The organism is Pseudomonas sp. PDM22 (assembly GCF_014851965.1).
In the GTDB taxonomy this organism is placed as follows: Bacteria; Pseudomonadota; Gammaproteobacteria; order Pseudomonadales; family Pseudomonadaceae; genus Pseudomonas.
In genome coordinates this window covers 337,950-356,064 of sequence record NZ_JACVAR010000001.1, presented here as the reverse complement: position 1 = coordinate 356,064, position 18,115 = coordinate 337,950, and the positions used below count along the sequence as shown (strand labels likewise).

Here is an 18,115-nt window from a genome sequence, read left to right as displayed (position 1 = left end):
GAAGCGTTCCGCTTCATGCGCCCTACGATCGAAGAATCCGGAGAGATGAGATGAGCGTTACCAACAACCTTGCCCAGCGCCTCGCGCCCTGGGCCCTGCCGGTGGGCCTGGTGGTCATCTGGCAGCTGGCGGTGGAATTCGGCTGGCTGTCCAGCCGCATCCTCCCCGCGCCCAGCGCCGTGGCCGAGGCCGGCTACCACCTGGTGGTCAGCGGCGAGCTCTGGCAGCACCTGGCGATCAGCACCTGGCGCGCCGCCGTCGGCTTCGTCATCGGCGGCAGCATCGGTCTGGTGCTGGGGCTGATCACCGGCCTGTCGCAATGGGGCGAGCGCTTCCTCGACAGCTCGGTGCAGATGATCCGCAACGTGCCGCACCTGGCGCTGATCCCGCTGGTGATCCTGTGGTTCGGCATCGACGAGTCGGCGAAGATCTTCCTGGTCGCCCTGGGCACGCTGTTCCCGATCTACCTCAACACCTACCACGGCATCCGCAACATCGATCCGGGGCTGCTGGAAATGTCGCGCAGCTACGGGCTGTCCGGCTTCGCGCTGTTCCGCCAGGTGATCCTGCCGGGCGCGCTGCCCTCGATCCTGGTGGGCGTGCGCTTCGCCCTGGGCTTCATGTGGCTGACGCTGATCGTCGCCGAAACCATCTCCGCCAACTCCGGTATCGGCTACCTGGCGATGAACGCCCGGGAGTTCCTGCAGACCGACGTGGTGGTGCTGGCGATCCTGCTCTATGCCGTGCTCGGCAAGCTCGCCGACCTCGCCGCCCGCGGCCTGGAACGCGTCTGGTTGCGCTGGCACCCGGCCTATCAGGTCAAGGGAGGTGCGGCATGAACGCAGTCAACCCTTTGTCTCAAAAGCAGCTGCCGCAGCAACTCAAGAAAGGCATCCCGCTGGCGCTGGAGAACGTGCGCAAGCGCTTCGGCGACCGCGAGGTGCTCAAGGGCATCGACCTGCGGATTCCGGCTGGCCAGTTCGTCGCCATCGTCGGCCGCAGCGGCTGCGGCAAGAGCACCCTGCTGCGCCTGCTGGCCGGGCTCGATGAGGCCAGTGACGGCCAGTTGCTGGCCGGCTCCGCGCCGCTGGAAAGCGCCCGCGAAGAGACTCGCCTGATGTTCCAGGACTCGCGCCTGCTGCCCTGGAAGCGGGTGATCGACAACGTCGGCCTGGGCCTGAAGGGCGACTGGCGTCCGAAGGCGCTGGATGCGCTGGCGGCGGTGGGGCTGTCCGACCGCGCCAACGAGTGGCCGGCGGGCTTGTCCGGCGGCCAGAAGCAACGCGTGGCCCTGGCCCGCGCGCTGATCCACCAGCCGCGCCTGCTGCTGCTCGATGAGCCGCTGGGTGCGCTGGATGCCCTGACCCGCATCGAGATGCAGCAGCTGATCGAGAACCTCTGGCAGCAGCATGGCTTCACCGTGCTGCTGGTCACCCACGACGTCAGCGAGGCCGTGGCCATCGCCGACCGGGTGATCCTCATCGAGGACGGCGAGATTGGCCTGGACCTCAACGTCGAGCTGCACCGGCCGCGTGCCCGTGGCTCGGCGAGGCTCGCCGCGCTGGAAGCCGAAGTGCTCGAACGCGTGCTGTCGCTGCCGGCCCAGCCGCCCGAACCGGAACCCGTTTCCCCACTGCCCACGCAACTGCGCTGGGCGCTTTGAACCCACAGTGAAATCCCTATTCTCCCAAGGAGCTACGCCATGACCATCAAAGCCATCAACGTCCGCAACCAGTTCAAGGGCACCATCAAGGAAATCGTCGAAGGCGATGTGCTGTCGGAAATCGACGTGCAGACCGCTGCCGGCATCGTCACTTCGGTGATCACCACGCGTTCCGTGAAGGAGCTGGAACTGGCCATCGGCAGCGAAGTGATCGCCTTCGTGAAATCCACCGAGGTCTCCATCGCCAAGCTGTGAGTGCGGCGCTGGAAGAGGCGGGCAGTCCGGCGACGGGCTGCCCGTTTTCTTTTGTGCCGACCGACGATCTGTCCGGCGTGCGTAGGAGCGGACTCCGTCCGCGATCGATTCGCGGCAGCTCCGAGCCGGCCGGTGGCATTTGCCCTCTCCCTAACCCTCTCCCTGAAGGGAGAGGGGACCGTTCGGTGCAGGATGAAACTGCAGCTCCAGCCGGCACGATCTACCCCCTCTCCCTCAGGGAGAGGGCTGGGGTGAGGGGGAATGCACTTGCACGGATTTTCCGGCGAAACACGGTTGCTCCTGCAAGACCCTGCGCGGCGCGGCGGCAAACATATAGAGCAATTACTCTACTTCCCTTAGACTCCGCTCAAACCAACAAGAGAAAGGAGTCCCGCATGTCCCTGAGTCCCTCTGCCTTCGCGTTGCTCGGCCTGGTTGCCTGGACCGTGCTGCTGGTCCTGTTGCTGGTTAACCAGCGCGGCCTGCTGGTGATGTCCGGCCGCATGAAGGTCAACGTCTTCGCCGCCGACGGCAGCAACACTCCCGGCACCTTCGGCCAGCGCCTGGTGCGCGCACACGCCAACTGCGTGGAAAACGTGCCGCTGTTCTGCGCCGTGCTGCTCTACGCCATGGTCACCCAGCAGACAGTGATCACCGACCCGCTGGCGCCGGCCCTGCTGGTGGCGCGCATCGTCCAGTCGGTGGTGCATCTGCTCAGCACCTCGGTGCTGGCGGTATGGGTGCGCTTTGCCGCGTTCCTCGTCCAGCTGATCATCCTCATCTGGTGGCTGCTGCGCCTCTCGACCCTGATCTGACCGGCGACCGGAACAGTTGCACCACGCAACTGTTCCTATGGGGCGATACCGCCATGACTTAGCATGGCGGACCGCATACGCGTCGAGGCACTCATGCACGTTTCATCCGGCCGCTGGCAGTTCGGCCTGTTCCTGGCCCTGGTCACCGCCGTCCTCTGGGGCATCCTGCCGATCAAGCTCAAGGAAGTCCTGAAGGTCATGGACCCGATCACCGTCACCTGGTTTCGCCTGGTGGTGTCCGGTGGCCTGCTGCTCATCTACCTGGGCTTCACCCGCCAGTTGCCGCGCTTCTCGCCGCTGGGCAAGCGCGGCAAGGGGCTGGTGCTGATCGCCATCCTCGGCCTGACCGGCAACTACGTCTGTTACCTGATCGGCCTGCGCCTGCTCACGCCGGGGACCACGCAGCTGGTGATTCAGATCGCGCCGATCCTCCTGCTGCTGGGCAGCCTGTTCGTCTTCAAGGAGAGCTTCAGCGTCGGCCAGGCGCTCGGTCTGGCAGTGCTGATCTTCGGCTTCGGGCTGTTCTTCAACCAGCGCCTGGCCGAGCTGTTCGGTTCGCTCGGCGAGTACACCACCGGCGTGCTGATCGTGGTCTTCGCCGCCTTCATCTGGACCTTCTATGGCCTCGCGCAGAAACAGCTGCTGACCCAGTGGACCTCGGTTCAGGTGATGATGGTGATCTACCTGGGCTGCGGCGCGCTGCTCACGCCCTGGGCGCATCCGCTGGAGGCCCTGGACCTGTCCCCGCTGCAGGGCTGGCTGCTGCTGGCCTGCTGCCTGAACACCCTGGTGGCCTACGGCGCCTTCGCCGAGGCGCTGGCGCACTGGGAAGCCTCGCGGGTCAGTGCGACCCTGGCGATCACGCCGCTGGTGACCTTCGCCTCGGTGGCGCTGGCTGCTTCGCTGTGGCCGGAGTTCGTGCGGCCCGAGGACCTCAACGGCCTGGCCTATGTCGGTGCGCTGCTGGTGGTCAGTGGCTCGGCGCTCACCGCGCTGGCGCCTTCGCTGCTGCGCAGCTACCGGGCGCGAAAGGCGCGCATCGCCAACGTCTGAGTTCCCGAAGGGCCGCCGTGAGGCGGCCTTTTGCTTTCCATCGTTTTCGCCCGATCGTTCTCGTCCGGCTTCAATTCTGCAAATGATATGTATTATCATTTGTGTAATTCGATAGTTGCCGGTGGCCAAGCGCCCCGGTTCTGGGGGGCGACGTGGTAGCGGGCAAGTGTGGGGCAGGGCGGCGACGCCGGGAGGCGTGCGTCGATGGATGAGCGTTTCTCCCGTTCGGTGTCCCAGGCCTATCGCTCCTTCCACGGCGAGTTGCTGCGCTTCCTGCGCAAGCAGCTGGGCAGCTCGGCGGACGCCGCCGACCTTGCCCAGGACGCCTTCGCCCAATGGCTCAAGTCTTCCTCGCGGCATCAGGTAGAGCAGCCGCGCGCCTTCCTGTTCCAGGTGGCGCGCAACCTGCTGCGTGATCACTGGCAGCGCTCCCGGCGCTTTGCCTGCGAGCCGGAAGAGGCCACGGATACTGACCAGCAACCGGCCGCCGAAGGGGGCGAACCCGTGGTGCAGTTCGAGCGACAACGTTATCTGCGGCAGCTTTCCCAGGCACTGGACAGCCTGCCGCCCCGCCGACGTGAGGCCTTCATCCTGCACAAGTTCGACGGCCTGTCGCAGCCCGAGGTGGCGCGGCGCATGGGGATTTCACTGAGCATGGTGGAGAAGCACGTCGCCAGTGCGCTGTTGCACTGCAAGCGGCACGTTCAGGGAGAGGGCGAAGCATGACGCCGCAAGAGGAGCGCCAGCAGGTGATCGACGAACTGGCCGCCAAGTGGTTCAGTCACCAGCGCTCGGGCGCCTGTGATGCCCGCGAGCGCCAGGCCTTCGCCGACTGGCTGGCGGAAGACCCGGCCCATGCATCGGCCTACCGCGAGATCGAGCAGCTGTGGAGTGATCTCGACCAGCTTCGCCGGCCCGCCATCGCGCCGCGTCGCGGCTCCAGCCTGCCCTGGCGCGGGCTGGCCGCTGCCAGCGTGTTCTGCGCGGCGTTGCTGCTGGCCAATGACTTCAGTGGCGGCCGCCTGGCCGATCCGCAGCAGGTGCAGTCCACCGCGCCGGGCGAGCAGCGCGAGGTCACGCTGGTCGATGGCACGCGGGTGTTCCTGGCGGCGGATTCCACACTGCGGGTGGACTACTCCGAGGGCTGGCGCGATGTGCGATTGCTGCGCGGCGAAGCCTATTTCGAAGTGACCCATGACGCCGACCGGCCCTTCCGCGTGACCGCCGGCGAAAGCCGGGTGCGGGTGCTCGGCACCGGCTTCGATGTCCACCGCGAGGGCGATGGCCTGACCGTCGCCGTGCGTCACGGCAAAGTGGCGTTGCAGGCGCAGCTCGCTGCGCCGGGCGAGCAGACGCTGACCGCGGGTGATCGTGCCCGGTTGTCGAGTGGAGCAGAGGAGGCGCAGGTCGACCGCGTGCCGGTTGCCGCCATCGCTGCGTGGCGCGACGGCATGCTCGCCTTCCGTAACCAGCCGCTGGGTGCGCTGGTGGATGAGCTGTCGCAATACCGTGCCGCGCCAATCCGCCTGGGTGACCAGCGCCTGGCGGACAAGCCCATTTCCGGCAACGTGCGCCTGGCCCGTCCGGACGATTTTCTCGCGGCCTTGCCGGTGCTGCTGGATGTGCGCGTACAGCGCAAGGCCGACGGCAGCGCGGTCATCCTGCCGCGCTGATTTCCCCGCTCCCGCGCCCGGTCTGAAGGTAGGGCGCATAACGCGCCAGCGTTATCCGCCGCAAAGGGAACGGCGGATAACCTGTTCCAGGTTATTCGCCCTACCGCTCTGATGGTCCGCCGGCCAGCGTCTCTAGTAGAAGCGAGCTTGCTCGCGAACCCGCCCAGCTCCGCTGCTGCCGGGGAGCCCGTTCGCGAGCAAGAGCTAGGCGCCCCTCGCTCCTGCAAAAATGCCAACGACCCAGATTCGATTCTTTTTGAGAAATATTTTTATTTGCAGGTGTGGGTTTTTCTCGAATGAGGGTCTTCCCCGTCATTCGCTGCGAAACGCGCAGCGCTTTTCGACCCTGGGGAGGGCCTTGCATGCAGTCTCGTTTCAACTTCCCGTTCGCGCGCCCGCTGGGCTGCGCCGTGCTGCTCGGCAGCCTGATGATGGCCGAGTACAGCCGCGCCGCCGACTGGCAGGTCGACCTGCCGGCACAGGCGCTGAGCGAATCCATCGGCAGCCTGTCGCAGCAGGCCGGCGTACAGGTGCTCTACGACGCCTCCCAGCTGGACGGCCTCAAGGCGCCGGCGGTAAGTGGTCGCTACAGCATGCGCGAGGCGCTCGAGCAGTTGCTCAAGGGCTCGTCGCTGGAACTGGTGGAGGCCGGCGACGGCTTCGTCGTGCGCCGCGCGGGCAAGGTCGACAAGTTCAGCGACAACGCCATCGAACTGGACTCGCAGACCATCGTCGGCAGCGGCCTGTCGGTGGACTCCAGCAGCGTCGGTCGCTCGACCCTGACCCGCAAGGACATCGAGCGCATCCAGGCCGACAACATTCCCACCCTGCTGCAGACCCTGCCCGGCGTGACCATGGGCGGCTCGCCCAAGCCGGGCGGGCAGACCGTCAATATCTGGGGCCTGGGCGATGCCGAGGACGTGCCCTTCACCCTCGACGGCGCGACCAAGAGCGGCTTCGAGCGCTACCAGCAAGGCACCGTGTTCATCGAACCGGAACTGATCAAGCGCATCGAGGTGGAGAAGGGCCCGCACTCGGTCTACAACGGCAACGGCGGCTTCGGCGGCACCGTACACATGGAGACCAAGGACGCGCCGGACATGCTGCGTGACGACCAGAACGTCGGCGCCATGCTCAAGTACGGCTACCACTCCAACGACCAGCAGAAAATCTACAGCGGCGCCGTCTATGGCCGAACCGAGGACCGCAAGGTCGATGCCCTGGCCTACCTGACCGCCCGTGACGGCCGCGACATCAAGCTCGCCGGGCACATCCCCGACCCGAACAACAACTACCCGATCAACCCCAGCCGCCTGCCCAACAGCGCCCAGGACCTGGACGCCGGGTTGTTCAAGCTGAACCTGCACCCCAACCTCGACAACGACATCAGCCTCGCCTACAGCCGCTCGCATAGCACCCGCTGGACGCCGTTCTCCTCGGCGTCCTATCCGACACCGCCGACCCAGTCGAGCATCGACCGCTACGGCTACGAAGATGCGCTCAAGCGTCTGCTGGCGCACCGCGACACCACCGACACCACCTGGTCCGGCAAGTACGAATACCACCCCATCGACAACCCGCTGATCGACCTGATGGTGCAGTACTCCGAGTCGCACATCGACCAGACCGACGAGCGCAACCCGGACGCCTTCTTCCAGGTCTCCACCGGTGGCCGCAAGATGGACACCGACTACAAGGACAAGGTGCTTGAGCTGCGCAACACCAGCCTGTTCGCCACCGGCCCGGTGCAGCACGCGTTCACCATCGGCACGCAGTTCCACCGCCACACCCGCACCACCGACATGTACATCCCCGGCTCCACCTACGATACCGCGCGCTACAACTACGGCCACTTCCAGCCGACCTTCATGCCCAGCGGCAAGCAGAACACCAACAGCGCCTACATCCAGGACGCGCTGACCCTGGGCAGCGTGACCATCACCCCGTCGCTGCGCTTCGACCACGTGCGCAACCAGGGCAAGGACAACGACGCGCCGCTCTACAACAACGCCGCGCAGGGCCATGACTACAGCTCGCAGACCTACAGCGGCTGGTCGCCGCGCCTGTCGCTGTTCTGGACCGCCACCGAGCGCCTGGGCTTCTTCGCCGACTACAGCCGCACCTGGCGCGCGCCGGTGATCGACGAAATGTACGAGGTGCAGAACAGCAGCACGGTCAGCGCCACCAGCCGTGACCTGGACCCCGAGCGCATCCACGCGCTGCGCTTCGGTTCGCTGGTCAACCTGCCGGACCTGTTCATCAACGGCGACAACCTGCAGGTGCGCACCACGCTGTTCCAGAACAAGATCAAGGACGAGATCTTCCGCACCCGCAGCGTCGGCTGCGAGCAGCAGGCCATCGACAACGGCACCATCTCCGGCAGCTGCGGCGACTACCTGCCGTTGTCCAACTACCGCAACCTGCCGGGCGTGACCTACAAGGGCTTCGAGGTCGAGAGCTTCTACGACAGCCCCTGGCTGTTCGGCGGGCTGTCGTATTCGTGGGTGACCGGCAAGCACGACGGCGCCTACAGCAACCCCTGGGGCCCCAACGTGTGGGCGCGCGACGTGCCGCCGGCCAAGTGGGTCGCTACCCTGGGCACCAAGATCCCGGCGTGGGATGCGCAGGTCGGCTGGCAGGGTGAGTTCGTCCGCAAGACCGACCGCCTGCCCAGCGACAAGTATTCCGGCGGCATGGGCACCAGCGTCGGCGACATCTTCTGGGACCAGACAGTGAATGACAGTTACGACACCCACCGCGTGTTCGCCAGTTGGAAGCCGCGCCGTCTGGGCCTGGAGAACACCGAGCTGAACTTCACCGTGGACAACCTGTTCAACCGCGATTACCACCCCGCGCTGGCCGGCGACAGCGTGTACAGCCAGGGCCGCAACGCCAAGTTCAGCCTCACCCAGTACTTCTGAAGTCTCCCTCGCGGGACACCTGTAGGAGCGAGCCATGCTCGCGATCGCGGGCATGGCCCGCTCCTACAGAGATACTCGATGCCCGATACCTGTAGGGCGCATAAAACGGAACGCTTTCTACACCGGCTGCGACGATGGCGGATAACGCTGGGGGGCGTTATGCGCCCTACCTGCATACCAACGAAAACGGGCGCCCGAAGGCGCCCGTTTCGTAACGGCAATGCAGGGTGAATCAGGCAGAGGTCGGACGCACCACGCGATAGACCAGTGCACCGATCACACCGCCCACCAGCGGGCCGACCCAGAACAGCCACAGCTGCTTCATGAACAGCGGGTCGGCAAACAGCGCCACGCCAAGGCTGCGCGCCGGGTTCACCGAGGTGTTGTCGATCGGGATGCTGATCAGGTGGATCAGGGTCAGCGTCAGGCCGATGGCGATCGGCGCGAAACCGGCCGGGGCCAGCTTGCTGTCGGTGGCGCCCATGATCACGAACAGGAAGAACGCGGTCAGCAGCACTTCGATGGCCAGCGCGGACTGCATGCTGTAGCCGGTGGGCGAGCCTTCACCGAAGCCGTTGGCGGCAAAGCCCGCCAGTGCGTCGAAGCCCGGCTTGCCGGAAGCGATGTAGAACAGCACGGCACCGGCGAGCACGCCGCCAATGACCTGGGCGACGATGTACGGCACGACGTCCAGGGTACGGACGCGGCCGCCGGCCCACAGGCCGAGGGTGACGGCAGGGTTGAGGTGGCAGCCGGAGATCGGGCCGATGGCATAGGCCATGGTCACGACCGTCAGGCCGAAGGCCAGGGCAACACCCAGTACGCCAATGGCGTGGGCCGCGAAGATGGCGCTGCCGCAACCACCGAACACCAGCCAGAAAGTGCCGATCATTTCGGCGGAAAGTTTGCGAAGCATGCTGCCTCCAGAGGCAAAGAGAAGCCCGGAATTCGGGCTTGCGCATGCTAGGGAAATGGGAGGTTGGCGCGGTGTAGGGGATTTCCCAAGGTGTAGGGAATACCTTCTGAAGGGGGCAGCGGTGGGGCGGATAGCGCGCCATCCGCCCTCCGCCGGCCGTTCAGACCTGCGTGCCCAGCTGTTCCGCCCGGCGCAGCCAGCCTTGCCGCTGCTCCTCGCCGGAGCCGCGCACCGGGCTGAATTCCTCCAGGTGGTGCAGGGTGATGCCACAGGGCGCGAGGATGCAGCGGGTCATCTGCCGGTGGGCCGGGGCGCCCTGGCGCAGGCGGTAGTGCCAGTGGGTCTGGTCGTGGCTGACCAGCAGGTCGGCGCTGCGCCCGCCCAGCAGCGGCTCGAACTCGCGGGATTCCAGCGAGCGGTAGCGGAAGGCGAAGCCCGGCTGCAGCACGCGGTCGAAGAAGCCCTGCAGGAGCGCCGGCAGGCCGCCCCACCAGATCGGGTAGACGAAGGCGATGTGCTGCGCCCAGTGAATCTGCCGCTGGGCTTCGAGCACGTCCGGCTCCAGGTTCTGGCTCTGTTCGTAGCCGCCGCGCAGCACCGGGTCGAAGTTCAGCTCGCCGAGCCTGAGCGTGTGCACCACATGGCCCTTGGCGCGGGCGCCGTGGGCGTAGGCGTCGGCCACCGCGTGGCAGAAGCCGCCGGGCTTGGGCGAACCCAGCACCAGCAGCACGCGCTTGCCGTCGCCCTCGATCGGGGTGGCGCCGGAGCGGGTCGGTTCAACCATTCTGCCCGGCCTCCAGCATGGTCTCCGGGCGCACCCACTGGTCGAACTCGGCGTCGGTCAGGTAGCCCAGTTCCAGTGCGGCTTCGCGCAGGGTCTTGCCTTCGGCGTAGGCCTTCTTGGCGATCTCGGCGGCCTTGTCGTAGCCGATGTGCGGGTTCAGCGCGGTCACCAGCATCAGGCCGCGGTCGAGGTGCTCGCGCATCTTCGCCGCGTCCGGCTCCATGCCGGCGACGCAGTGGGTGTTGAAGTTGCGGCAACCGTCGGCCAGCAGGCGCGCGGATTCGAGCAGGTTGTGGATGATCACCGGCTTGTAGACGTTGAGCTGCAGGTGGCCCTGGCTGGCGGCGAAGGTGATCGCGGCGTCGTTGCCGAACACCTGACAGGCGAGCATCGACAGTGCCTCGCACTGGGTCGGGTTGACCTTGCCGGGCATGATCGAGGAGCCCGGCTCGTTGGCTGGCAACTTCACCTCGGCAAACCCCGCGCGCGGGCCGGAGCCGAGCAGACGCAGGTCGTTGGCGATCTTCATCAGCGCCACGGCGAGGGTCTTCATGGCGCCGGCTAGGGTCACCAGCGGCTCATGGCCGGCGAGGGCGGCGAACTTGTTCGGCGCGGAGACGAAGGGCAGGCCGGAGAGGTCGGCCAGCTCGGCGGCGATGGCGTCGGCGAACTCCTTGGGCGCGTTCAGCCCGGTGCCGACGGCGGTGCCGCCCTGGGCCAGTTCGTAGACCGCCGGCAGCGCCGCGCGCAGGGCGCGTTCGGCGTAGTCCAGCTGGGCGACGAAGGCGGAAAGCTCCTGGCCGAAGGTGACTGGTGTTGCGTCCATCAGGTGGGTGCGCCCGGTCTTCACCAGGTTGGCGTGGCGCGCGGCCTGTTGGGCGAGGCCGCCACTGAGTTCGGCGATGGCCGGCAGCAGGTCGTTCTGCACCGCTTGCGCGGCGGCGATGTGCATGGCGGTGGGGAAGCTGTCGTTGGAGCTCTGTGCGCGGTTCACGTGGTCGTTGGGGTGCACCGGCTTCTTGCCGCCGCGGCCGTTGCCGGCGATCTCGTTGGCACGCCCGGCGATGACCTCGTTGACGTTCATGTTGCTCTGGGTGCCGCTACCGGTCTGCCAGACGACGAGGGGGAACTGGTCATCGTGCTCGCCCGCCAGCACTTCGTCGGCGGCTTCCTCGATCAGGCTGGTGATGTTCTCCGGCAATTCGCCCAGTTGCGCATTCACGCGGGCGGCGGCCTTCTTGATCAGCGCCAGGGCGTGCACCACGGCCAGCGGCATGCGCTGCCCGCCGATGGCGAAGTTCTGCAGCGAGCGCTGGGTCTGCGCACCCCAGTAGGCATCGTCGGGGACCTCGATGGGACCGAGGCTGTCGGTTTCGGTGCGGCTCATGGTGCTTCTCCGGAAAAGGGTCTCGGCCAGTTTAGGCCGCTGTGGGGCTTCCGGGTTCCACTCCGGCTCAATGGCCGTGATAGAGCGGTTTGGCTGGCGTGCGAGACTCGGCGACAGGCAGGCGCCAGCAGGCAGTCACCAACGGGCGTGCGTGGAGCCGACCCAGCCCAGCGCGCCATTGACCGGCACCAGGTCGCCCTCGTCGCTGCGCAGCGAGCCGTCGAAGCGGCCGAACCACTGGCAGGTCTCGGCGAACAGCGGGCCCAGGCGCGGGCAGGCACGGTGCAGCTTGCGCGGGGTAAAAGTGAGGTCGACGCGCTCATCGCTGCCGCGCAGCTGCCAGGGCGACAGCGGGTCGTGCGGCACCTGGCGGATATCCACAGGGCCGTCCAGCGCTTGCAGCTCGCCGCCGAACCACAGGGCGTTCTCGCTCAGGTGGCTGTTCTCCGTCCAGCCGGCGCCGAAGTTGCCGGCGATGCCGCCGGGCGCGGCGAAGGCGGCGCGGGTCCATTGGGTATTGAACGGCCAGACGCCCCGGCCGAAATCCAGCGCAGCGAAGCTCTGGCCGTCAGTGCAGCGATAGGTCTTGTGGCCGAGGGTGAGGCTGCCGCTGATCGGCAGGCCCATCTGCCGGCTGCAGGCATGGAAGCACTTGCCGCCCATGGGCACCACCAGGTTGACCGACTCCAGGTGCGCCGGGCGCTGCACTTCCAGCGAGAGGTTCAGGGGCTGGCCGCCCAGATTCGGCGCGCAGGCGGTGATGCGCAGCTGGCCGGGCTGTTCGTCGAAGCCCAGGCACAGCTGGCCGTGCTCGAAGCGATGGCTCTGGTTGGGCGTGTCCGGCAGGTGGCAGCCCAGGCCGAAGGGGCTGAACTGGGTGCGGTGCACCGACTGTCCGGTTTCCAGGTCGAGGAAGTACACGGCGCCGTAGCCCAGGTAGTCGAGGTCGGCGATGGTGATCGAGAGCATCCAGCCCGGCGCGTTGATGCACCAGTGGTTCCAGCGCTTGCGCCGGCCGGCGTTGCCGGACAGCTGGCAGAGCGTCTGTGGCCGCGACGACCAGCCCACGGCCGCGCTGTTCAGGCGGCCGCGCGCATCGCACAGGGGCGGCGCGGCGACGAGCGTCGGCGGGTGGGTGAGGGTGTTCATCGGTCACATCCATGTGGCAACGCGCCGCAGCATGCCGTTTCGGGAACTGTACGACAAGAGAAGCCGGTCACTTCCAGGGCATTTGGCACTCTCTTGAGCACATTCCGAACTTAGGCGCAGAATGGCGGGTCCCACCCGGACACCCTTCAGACTCACAGGACTGCCCCATGACCGTTCTTCGTTCCCTCTGCACCGCAGCACTTCTGGTTGGCTTCAGTTCCGTGGCACTGGCTGACGCCAACGCCGAGGCGGAGAAGTTTCTCAAGCAGGTCCATGCCGACAAGCTGACCGTGCCGGTCTACGCGCAAGTCCAGCAGATGCTCGCCCAGCGCTTCGCCCAGGCCAAGGCGCCGGACAGCAAGAAGGCGGTGCTCGACCGCTACCAGGCCAAGGCCAACGCCGAACTGGACCGCGCGGTGGGTTGGGACAAGCTCAAGCCCGAACTGGTCAAGCTCTACACCAGCAACTTCAGCGAATCCGAGCTCAAGCAGCTGAACGACTTCTACGCCTCGCCCCTGGGCCGCAAGGTGCTGGAGAAGATGCCGCGCCTGACCGCCGAATCCGCCCAGCTGACCCAGGCCAAACTGCAGACCGCCGTAGAGCCGGTGAACAAGCTGATGGCCGACATGGACAAGGAGCTGGGCGTGAAGGCCCCGGCCGCTCCGGCCAAGAAGCCCTGATCCAGAGCCTGTATCATTGCCCCAACCGTATTGACTGCCTGATTGCCAGCGAGACCCGACATGAGCATGCGTGACCGTATCCAGACTGCCCTGAGCGCCCTCGAACCCCAGCACCTCGAGGTGCTCGACGAGAGCCACATGCACAGCCGCGGACAGGAAACGCACTACAAGGCCGTGATCGTCAGCCCGGCGTTCGCCGGGCTGAACGCGGTGAAGCGGCATCAGAAGGTCTACGCCACGCTCGGCGAGCTGATGAGCCAGTTCCACGCCCTGGCGATGCACACCTACACCCCCGAGGAGTGGGCGCAGCAGGGCGCGGCACCGGATTCGCCGACCTGCCGTGGCGGCAGCAAGCACGATCATCACTGATTGGCGAGCTGACCAAGCGCGTGCGGGCCTGGCCCCGCTCCGTGTAGAATGCGACACCCAGCGCCGGCCTTTGGCCGGCGCTGTCATTTTCAGCTGTCGATCAGCTTTAGATTCCAAAGAAGCCCGGTCCGCCCTTTACGCGGGCGACCACTGGAGTGATGCATGACCACCGAAAGAATCGTCGTCGCGGCGTTGTACAAGTTCGTCTCCCTGCCCGACTACGTCGCCCTGCGCGAACCGCTGCTGCAGACCCTGCTGGACAACGGCGTGAAGGGCACCCTGCTGCTCGCCGAGGAAGGCATCAACGGCACCGTTTCCGGCACCCGCGCCGGCATCGACGGCCTGCTCGCCTGGCTGCGCACCGATGCGCGCCTGGCCGATGTCGACCACAAGGAGTCCTACTGCGACGAGCAGCCGTTCTACCGCACCAAGGTCAAGCTGAAGAAGGAAATCGTCACCCTCGGCGTGCCCGGCGTGGACCCGAACACCAAGGTCGGCACCTACGTCGAACCCCAGGACTGGAACGCGCTGATCTCCGACCCGGAAGTGCTGCTGATCGACACCCGCAACGACTACGAAGTGGCCATCGGCACCTTCGAGGGCGCCATCGACCCGAAGACCAAGTCGTTCCGCGAATTCCCCGACTACATCCGCGAGCATTACGACCCGGCGAAACACAAGAAGGTCGCGATGTTCTGCACCGGCGGCATCCGTTGCGAGAAGGCGTCGAGCTACATGCTCAGCGAAGGTTTCGAAGAGGTGTTCCATCTCAAGGGCGGCATCCTCAAGTACCTGGAGGAAGTACCCGAGGCCGAGACCCTCTGGCGTGGTGACTGCTTCGTGTTCGACAACCGCGTGACCGTGCGCCATGACCTGACCGAAGGTGACTACGACCAGTGCCATGCCTGCCGCAACCCGATCTCGGCCCTCGATCGTGCCTCCGAGCACTACGCTCCCGGCATCAGCTGCCCGCACTGCTGGGACACGCTGTCGGAGAAAACCCGAGCCAGCGCCCGCGAGCGGCAGAAGCAGATCGAACTGGCACGCGAGCGCAACCAGCCGCACCCCATTGGCCGTGATCCCCGCGCGGAGACCTGATCCATGACCAGCCGCCTGCTCTACGTGATGGACCCGATGTGCTCCTGGTGCTGGGGCTTCGCCCCGGTGGCCGGGCAGTTGGTGGAGCAGGCGCGCGCCGCGGGTGTGCCGCTGGCGCTGGTGATGGGTGGGCTGCGCACGGGGCAGGGCGCCGCGCTGGAGCCGACCACCAAGCGCTACATCCTCGAACACTGGCACGCGGTGCATGAAGCCACCGGCCAGCCGTTCCGCTTCGAAGATGCCTTGCCCGACGGCTTCGTCTACGACACCGAGCCCGCCTGCCGCGCGGTGGTCACCGCGCGCCGCCTGGACGAGGACTGCGCCTGGGCGCTGGTCGGCGAAATCCAAAAGGCGTTCTACGCCGAAGGCCGCGATGTCACCCAGGCCGGCGTGCTCGCCGAACTGGCCGAGCAGGTCGGCCTGCCGCGCATCGAGTTCGCCGAAGCCTTCGACAGCCAGGACAACCACCTGGCCACCCTGGCCGACTTTTCCTGGGCCCGCGACCTGGGCATCGCCGGCTTCCCCACGCTGCTGGCCGAGCGCGACGGCCAGCTGGCCCTGCTGACCAACGGCTACCAGCCGTTGGGCGAGCTCGCTCCGCTGCTGGAGCGCTGGCTGGAGCGCGGGCGGCATGCCTGAGCTGTCCGCTGACCGCCTGAGCTGGGCGGAGATTCGCCGGCTCGCTTTCCGTCATCGCAAGGCCCTGCTGCTGGCCAACCTGGTCGCCGTGCTGGCCACCGCCTGCAGCGTGCCGATCCCGCTGCTGTTGCCGCTGCTGGTGGACGAAGTGCTGCTGGGCAAGGGCGACGCCGCCCTGCAGGTGATGAACCACTGGCTGCCCGCGGGCTGGCACAAGCCGGTCGGCTACATCGGCCTGATGCTGCTGGTGACCCTGGTGCTGCGCAGCTGCGCGCTGGTGTTCAACGTGCTGCAGGCCAAGTTGTTCGCGCGGTTGTCCAAGGACGTGGTGTACCGCATCCGTCTGCGCCTGATCGAACGCCTGAAACGCATCGCCCTGGGCGAGTACGAGACCCTCGGCGGCGGCTCGGTCAGCGCGCACCTGGTGACCGATCTCGACACCCTCGACAAGTTCGTCGGCGACACCCTGAGCCGCTTCCTGGTTGCACTGCTGACGCTCTGCGGCACCGCCGGCATCCTGATCTGGATGCACTGGAAGCTGGCGCTGCTGATCCTGCTGTTCAACCCGCTGGTGATCTTCGCCACGGTGCAGTTGGGCAAGCGCGTTAAGCACCTGAAGAAGCTGGAGAACGACAGCACCTCGCGCTTCACCCAGGCGCTGACCGAAACCCTCGAAGCCATCCAGGAAGTGCGCGCCGGCAATCGCCAGGGCTTCTTCCTCGGACGTCTCGGCGTGCGCGCTCGCGAAGTGCGCGACTACGCCGTTGCCTCGCAGTGGAGGAGCGACGCCGCCGGGCGCGCCAGCGGGCTGCTGTTCCAGTTCGGCATCGACCTGTTCCGCGCCGCGGCCATGCTCACCGTGCTGTTCTCCGACCTGTCCATCGGCCAGATGCTCGCGGTGTTCAGCTACCTCTGGTTCATGATCGGCCCGGTGGAACAGCTGCTCAGCCTGCAGTACGCCTACTACGCCGCCGGGGGCGCGCTGACCCGCATCAACGAGCTGCTGGCGCGCTCCGATGAGCCGCATTACCAGCACCGCCGCGATCCGTTTGCCGGGCAGACCAGCGTCGGCATCCAGGTGCGCGACCTGAGCTTCGCCTACCGCGACGAACTGGTGCTGGACGGCCTCGACCTGGATATCGCTCCCGGCGAGAAAGTCGCCATCGTCGGTGCCAGTGGCGGCGGCAAGAGCACCCTGGTGCAACTGTTGCTGGGCCTCTACCAGCCGCAGTCCGGCAGCATCCGCTACGGCGGTGCGGCGCTGGAGGAGATCGGTCTGGATTGCGTGCGCGAACATGTCGCGGTCGTGCTGCAACATCCCGCGCTGTTCAACGACACCGTGCGCGCCAACCTGACCATGGGCCGCGAGCGCGGTGACGAAGCCTGCTGGCGCGCGCTGGAAGTAGCGCAGTTGGCGGACACCATCCGCGCCCTGCCGCAGGGCCTGGACAGCGTGGTCGGGCGCTCCGGCGTGCGTCTCTCCGGTGGCCAGCGGCAACGCCTGGCAATTGCCCGCATGGTGCTCGCCGAACCGAGGGTGGTGATACTCGACGAGGCCACTTCCGCCCTGGACGCCGCCACCGAGTACGCCCTGCACCAGGCGCTGGAGCGCTTCCTCGAAGGGCGCACCACGCTGATCATCGCCCACCGCCTGTCCGCGGTGAAACAGGCCGACCGCGTGCTGGTGTTCGACGGCGGGCGCATCGCCGAAGACGGCGACCACCAGCAACTCATCGCTGAAGGCGGGCTCTATGCGCGCCTGTACGGACACCTGCAGCAGGGCTGATCAGCCGTAGCGGGTGACTTCGAGGAAGGCCACGCAGTTACCCATGTCGTGGAAGACCCGCGCGCTGCCGATGTCGTTGTAGGGAATGCCCAGCAGCAGGTCGAGCAGGCAGGCATCGCTGCGGTAGTGCGGGCGCCAGTCCAGCAGGCCTTCGAGGTAGGCGATGTCCGGCACGCCGGGGAGGAAGTTGCCCATCAGCAGGCGCCCGCCGGGCAGTAGGCGGGCGAACAGGTTGCGGGTCAGGTCGCGGGCGTCGTTGTCGTCCAGCACCTCGTAGAGGCCCGGCGAGTAGATCAGGTCGAAATGGCAGAGGTCCTGGCGCCCGTAGAACAGGTCGTCCAGGTTGCATTGCTGCGTCTGCACGCCGAGCGCGGCATAGCTGGCCTCCACCGTCTGCAGGGACAGCGCCTGCGCATCCAGCGCGGTGAACTGGCGGAACTGGCCATGGCGCAGCGAGCGCGCCAACTCGGCCTCGCGCAGGTGTCCGCAGCCCACACAGAGAATGCGCGCCTGGCCGCTGAGCTGTTGGCAGCAGCGGTCGATCTCGCGCGCCAGCAACTGGCGGCGCGAGCGCAGTGCGCGGGAGGCGGGAGCGGAACTGGCGTAGCGGAACAACTCTTCGGTCGGCCCATCGGGCAGCAGCGAACGCAGGGTGCTGTCGATACCGTAGAGGTAGTCCATCAGCACCGCGTTGCCGGCGCCTTCACCCATCGGCCGTTCGCGGCGCCGGGGGAAGGGCACCACGCGCGGGGCCACGGCCGGCGGCGCGCTGCCGGTGGCGAGCGCCAGCAGGTCGGTCTCGTCGTCCCTGAGGTGACGCAGCTGCTGTTCGAGTTGCTCGATAGCTTCGGTTAGCGAGTTCGGATTCTGCTGGGTGCCGTTGTCCATGCCGTCCACCTGGGATACCGCTCAGTGATGAGAAAGCGC

General features: G+C 66.9%; 17 protein-coding genes and 1 pseudogene. 13 read left to right on the top strand and 5 right to left on the bottom strand.

Annotation, left to right across the window (positions count from 1 at the left end):
* The first annotated feature begins 50 nt into the window (after nt 1-50).
* The 8 genes from ssuC (at nt 51) to IB255_RS01675 (ending at nt 8,380) form a co-directional block, all read left to right on the top strand.
* Complete coding sequence (gene ssuC, locus IB255_RS01710; protein ID WP_081519203.1) at nt 51-839, top strand: aliphatic sulfonate ABC transporter permease SsuC; 789 nt, start codon at nt 51-53, stop codon at nt 837-839.
* A complete protein-coding gene (gene ssuB / locus IB255_RS01705) occupies nt 836-1,663 on the top strand; it encodes an aliphatic sulfonates ABC transporter ATP-binding protein (protein ID WP_081519204.1) in 828 nt (275 codons plus the stop codon). The genes ssuC and ssuB overlap by 4 nt, the downstream gene beginning before the upstream one ends.
* 39 nt (nt 1,664-1,702) lie before the next feature.
* The gene (locus IB255_RS01700) at nt 1,703-1,918 is read left to right on the top strand and encodes a TOBE domain-containing protein (protein ID WP_017517652.1); all 216 of its coding nucleotides are present in this window, start codon (nt 1,703-1,705) and stop codon (nt 1,916-1,918) included.
* A 395-nt stretch (nt 1,919-2,313) separates the two neighbouring features.
* Nucleotides 2,314-2,733 (top strand): MAPEG family protein, encoded by a 420-nt coding sequence (locus IB255_RS01695; RefSeq protein WP_081519205.1) that lies wholly within the window; start codon nt 2,314-2,316, stop codon nt 2,731-2,733.
* A gap of 93 nt (nt 2,734-2,826) precedes the next feature.
* Nucleotides 2,827-3,786, top strand: a complete 960-nt coding sequence (locus tag IB255_RS01690; protein ID WP_081519206.1) for a DMT family transporter — start codon at nt 2,827-2,829, stop codon at nt 3,784-3,786.
* Between the two features lie 204 nt (nt 3,787-3,990).
* On the top strand, nt 3,991-4,512 hold the full coding sequence (locus IB255_RS01685; protein ID WP_081519207.1) for a sigma-70 family RNA polymerase sigma factor: 522 nt from the start codon (nt 3,991-3,993) through the stop codon (nt 4,510-4,512).
* Nucleotides 4,509-5,459 carry a FecR family protein gene (locus IB255_RS01680; protein ID WP_081519208.1) on the top strand — a complete coding sequence of 317 codons (951 nt, stop codon included), beginning with the start codon at nt 4,509-4,511 and terminating at the stop codon, nt 5,457-5,459. Before IB255_RS01685 ends, IB255_RS01680 begins: the two co-directional genes overlap by 4 nt.
* Before the next feature lie 362 nt (nt 5,460-5,821).
* Nucleotides 5,822-8,380, top strand: coding sequence for a TonB-dependent receptor (locus tag IB255_RS01675; protein WP_192209735.1), 2,559 nt, complete (start codon nt 5,822-5,824; stop codon nt 8,378-8,380).
* Nucleotides 8,381-8,612: 232 nt separating this feature from the next.
* Here IB255_RS01675 and aqpZ read toward each other — a convergent pair whose 3' ends face one another.
* The 4 genes from aqpZ to IB255_RS01655 form a co-directional block, all read right to left on the bottom strand.
* Nucleotides 8,613-9,296, bottom strand: a complete 684-nt coding sequence (aqpZ, locus tag IB255_RS01670; protein WP_081519210.1) for an aquaporin Z — start codon at nt 9,294-9,296, stop codon at nt 8,613-8,615.
* A gap of 160 nt (nt 9,297-9,456) precedes the next feature.
* Nucleotides 9,457-10,080 carry an NAD(P)H-dependent oxidoreductase gene (locus IB255_RS01665; protein ID WP_081519211.1) on the bottom strand — a complete coding sequence of 208 codons (624 nt, stop codon included), beginning with the start codon at nt 10,078-10,080 and terminating at the stop codon, nt 9,457-9,459.
* Nucleotides 10,073-11,467: a class II fumarate hydratase gene (locus IB255_RS01660; protein ID WP_081519212.1), complete on the bottom strand. Its 1,395-nt coding sequence runs from the start codon at nt 11,465-11,467 to the stop codon at nt 10,073-10,075. Before IB255_RS01660 ends, IB255_RS01665 begins: the two co-directional genes overlap by 8 nt.
* 135 nt (nt 11,468-11,602) lie before the next feature.
* A complete protein-coding gene (locus IB255_RS01655) occupies nt 11,603-12,616 on the bottom strand; it encodes a DUF2804 domain-containing protein (protein WP_081519213.1) in 1,014 nt (337 codons plus the stop codon).
* Between the two features lie 121 nt (nt 12,617-12,737).
* Here IB255_RS01655 and IB255_RS01650 point away from each other — a divergent pair.
* The 5 genes and pseudogenes from IB255_RS01650 (at nt 12,738) to IB255_RS01630 (ending at nt 17,188) form a co-directional block, all read left to right on the top strand.
* A pseudogene (locus tag IB255_RS01650) lies at nt 12,738-13,296 on the top strand (DUF2059 domain-containing protein).
* A gap of 60 nt (nt 13,297-13,356) precedes the next feature.
* Nucleotides 13,357-13,665, top strand: coding sequence for a BolA family protein (locus IB255_RS01645; protein WP_081519214.1), 309 nt, complete (start codon nt 13,357-13,359; stop codon nt 13,663-13,665).
* A 162-nt stretch (nt 13,666-13,827) separates the two neighbouring features.
* Nucleotides 13,828-14,763: a rhodanese-related sulfurtransferase gene (locus IB255_RS01640; protein ID WP_081519215.1), complete on the top strand. Its 936-nt coding sequence runs from the start codon at nt 13,828-13,830 to the stop codon at nt 14,761-14,763.
* A gap of 36 nt (nt 14,764-14,799) precedes the next feature.
* On the top strand, nt 14,800-15,402 hold the full coding sequence (locus IB255_RS01635) for a DsbA family protein (protein WP_174824625.1): 603 nt from the start codon (nt 14,800-14,802) through the stop codon (nt 15,400-15,402).
* Nucleotides 15,395-17,188 (top strand): ABC transporter ATP-binding protein, encoded by a 1,794-nt coding sequence (locus IB255_RS01630; RefSeq protein WP_081519217.1) that lies wholly within the window; start codon nt 15,395-15,397, stop codon nt 17,186-17,188. The genes IB255_RS01635 and IB255_RS01630 overlap by 8 nt, the downstream gene beginning before the upstream one ends.
* On the opposite strand, the gene IB255_RS01625 is transcribed toward IB255_RS01630, so the two are convergent.
* On the bottom strand, nt 17,189-18,076 hold the full coding sequence (locus tag IB255_RS01625) for a class I SAM-dependent methyltransferase (protein ID WP_081519218.1): 888 nt from the start codon (nt 18,074-18,076) through the stop codon (nt 17,189-17,191).
* Nucleotides 18,077-18,115 lie beyond the last annotated feature (39 nt).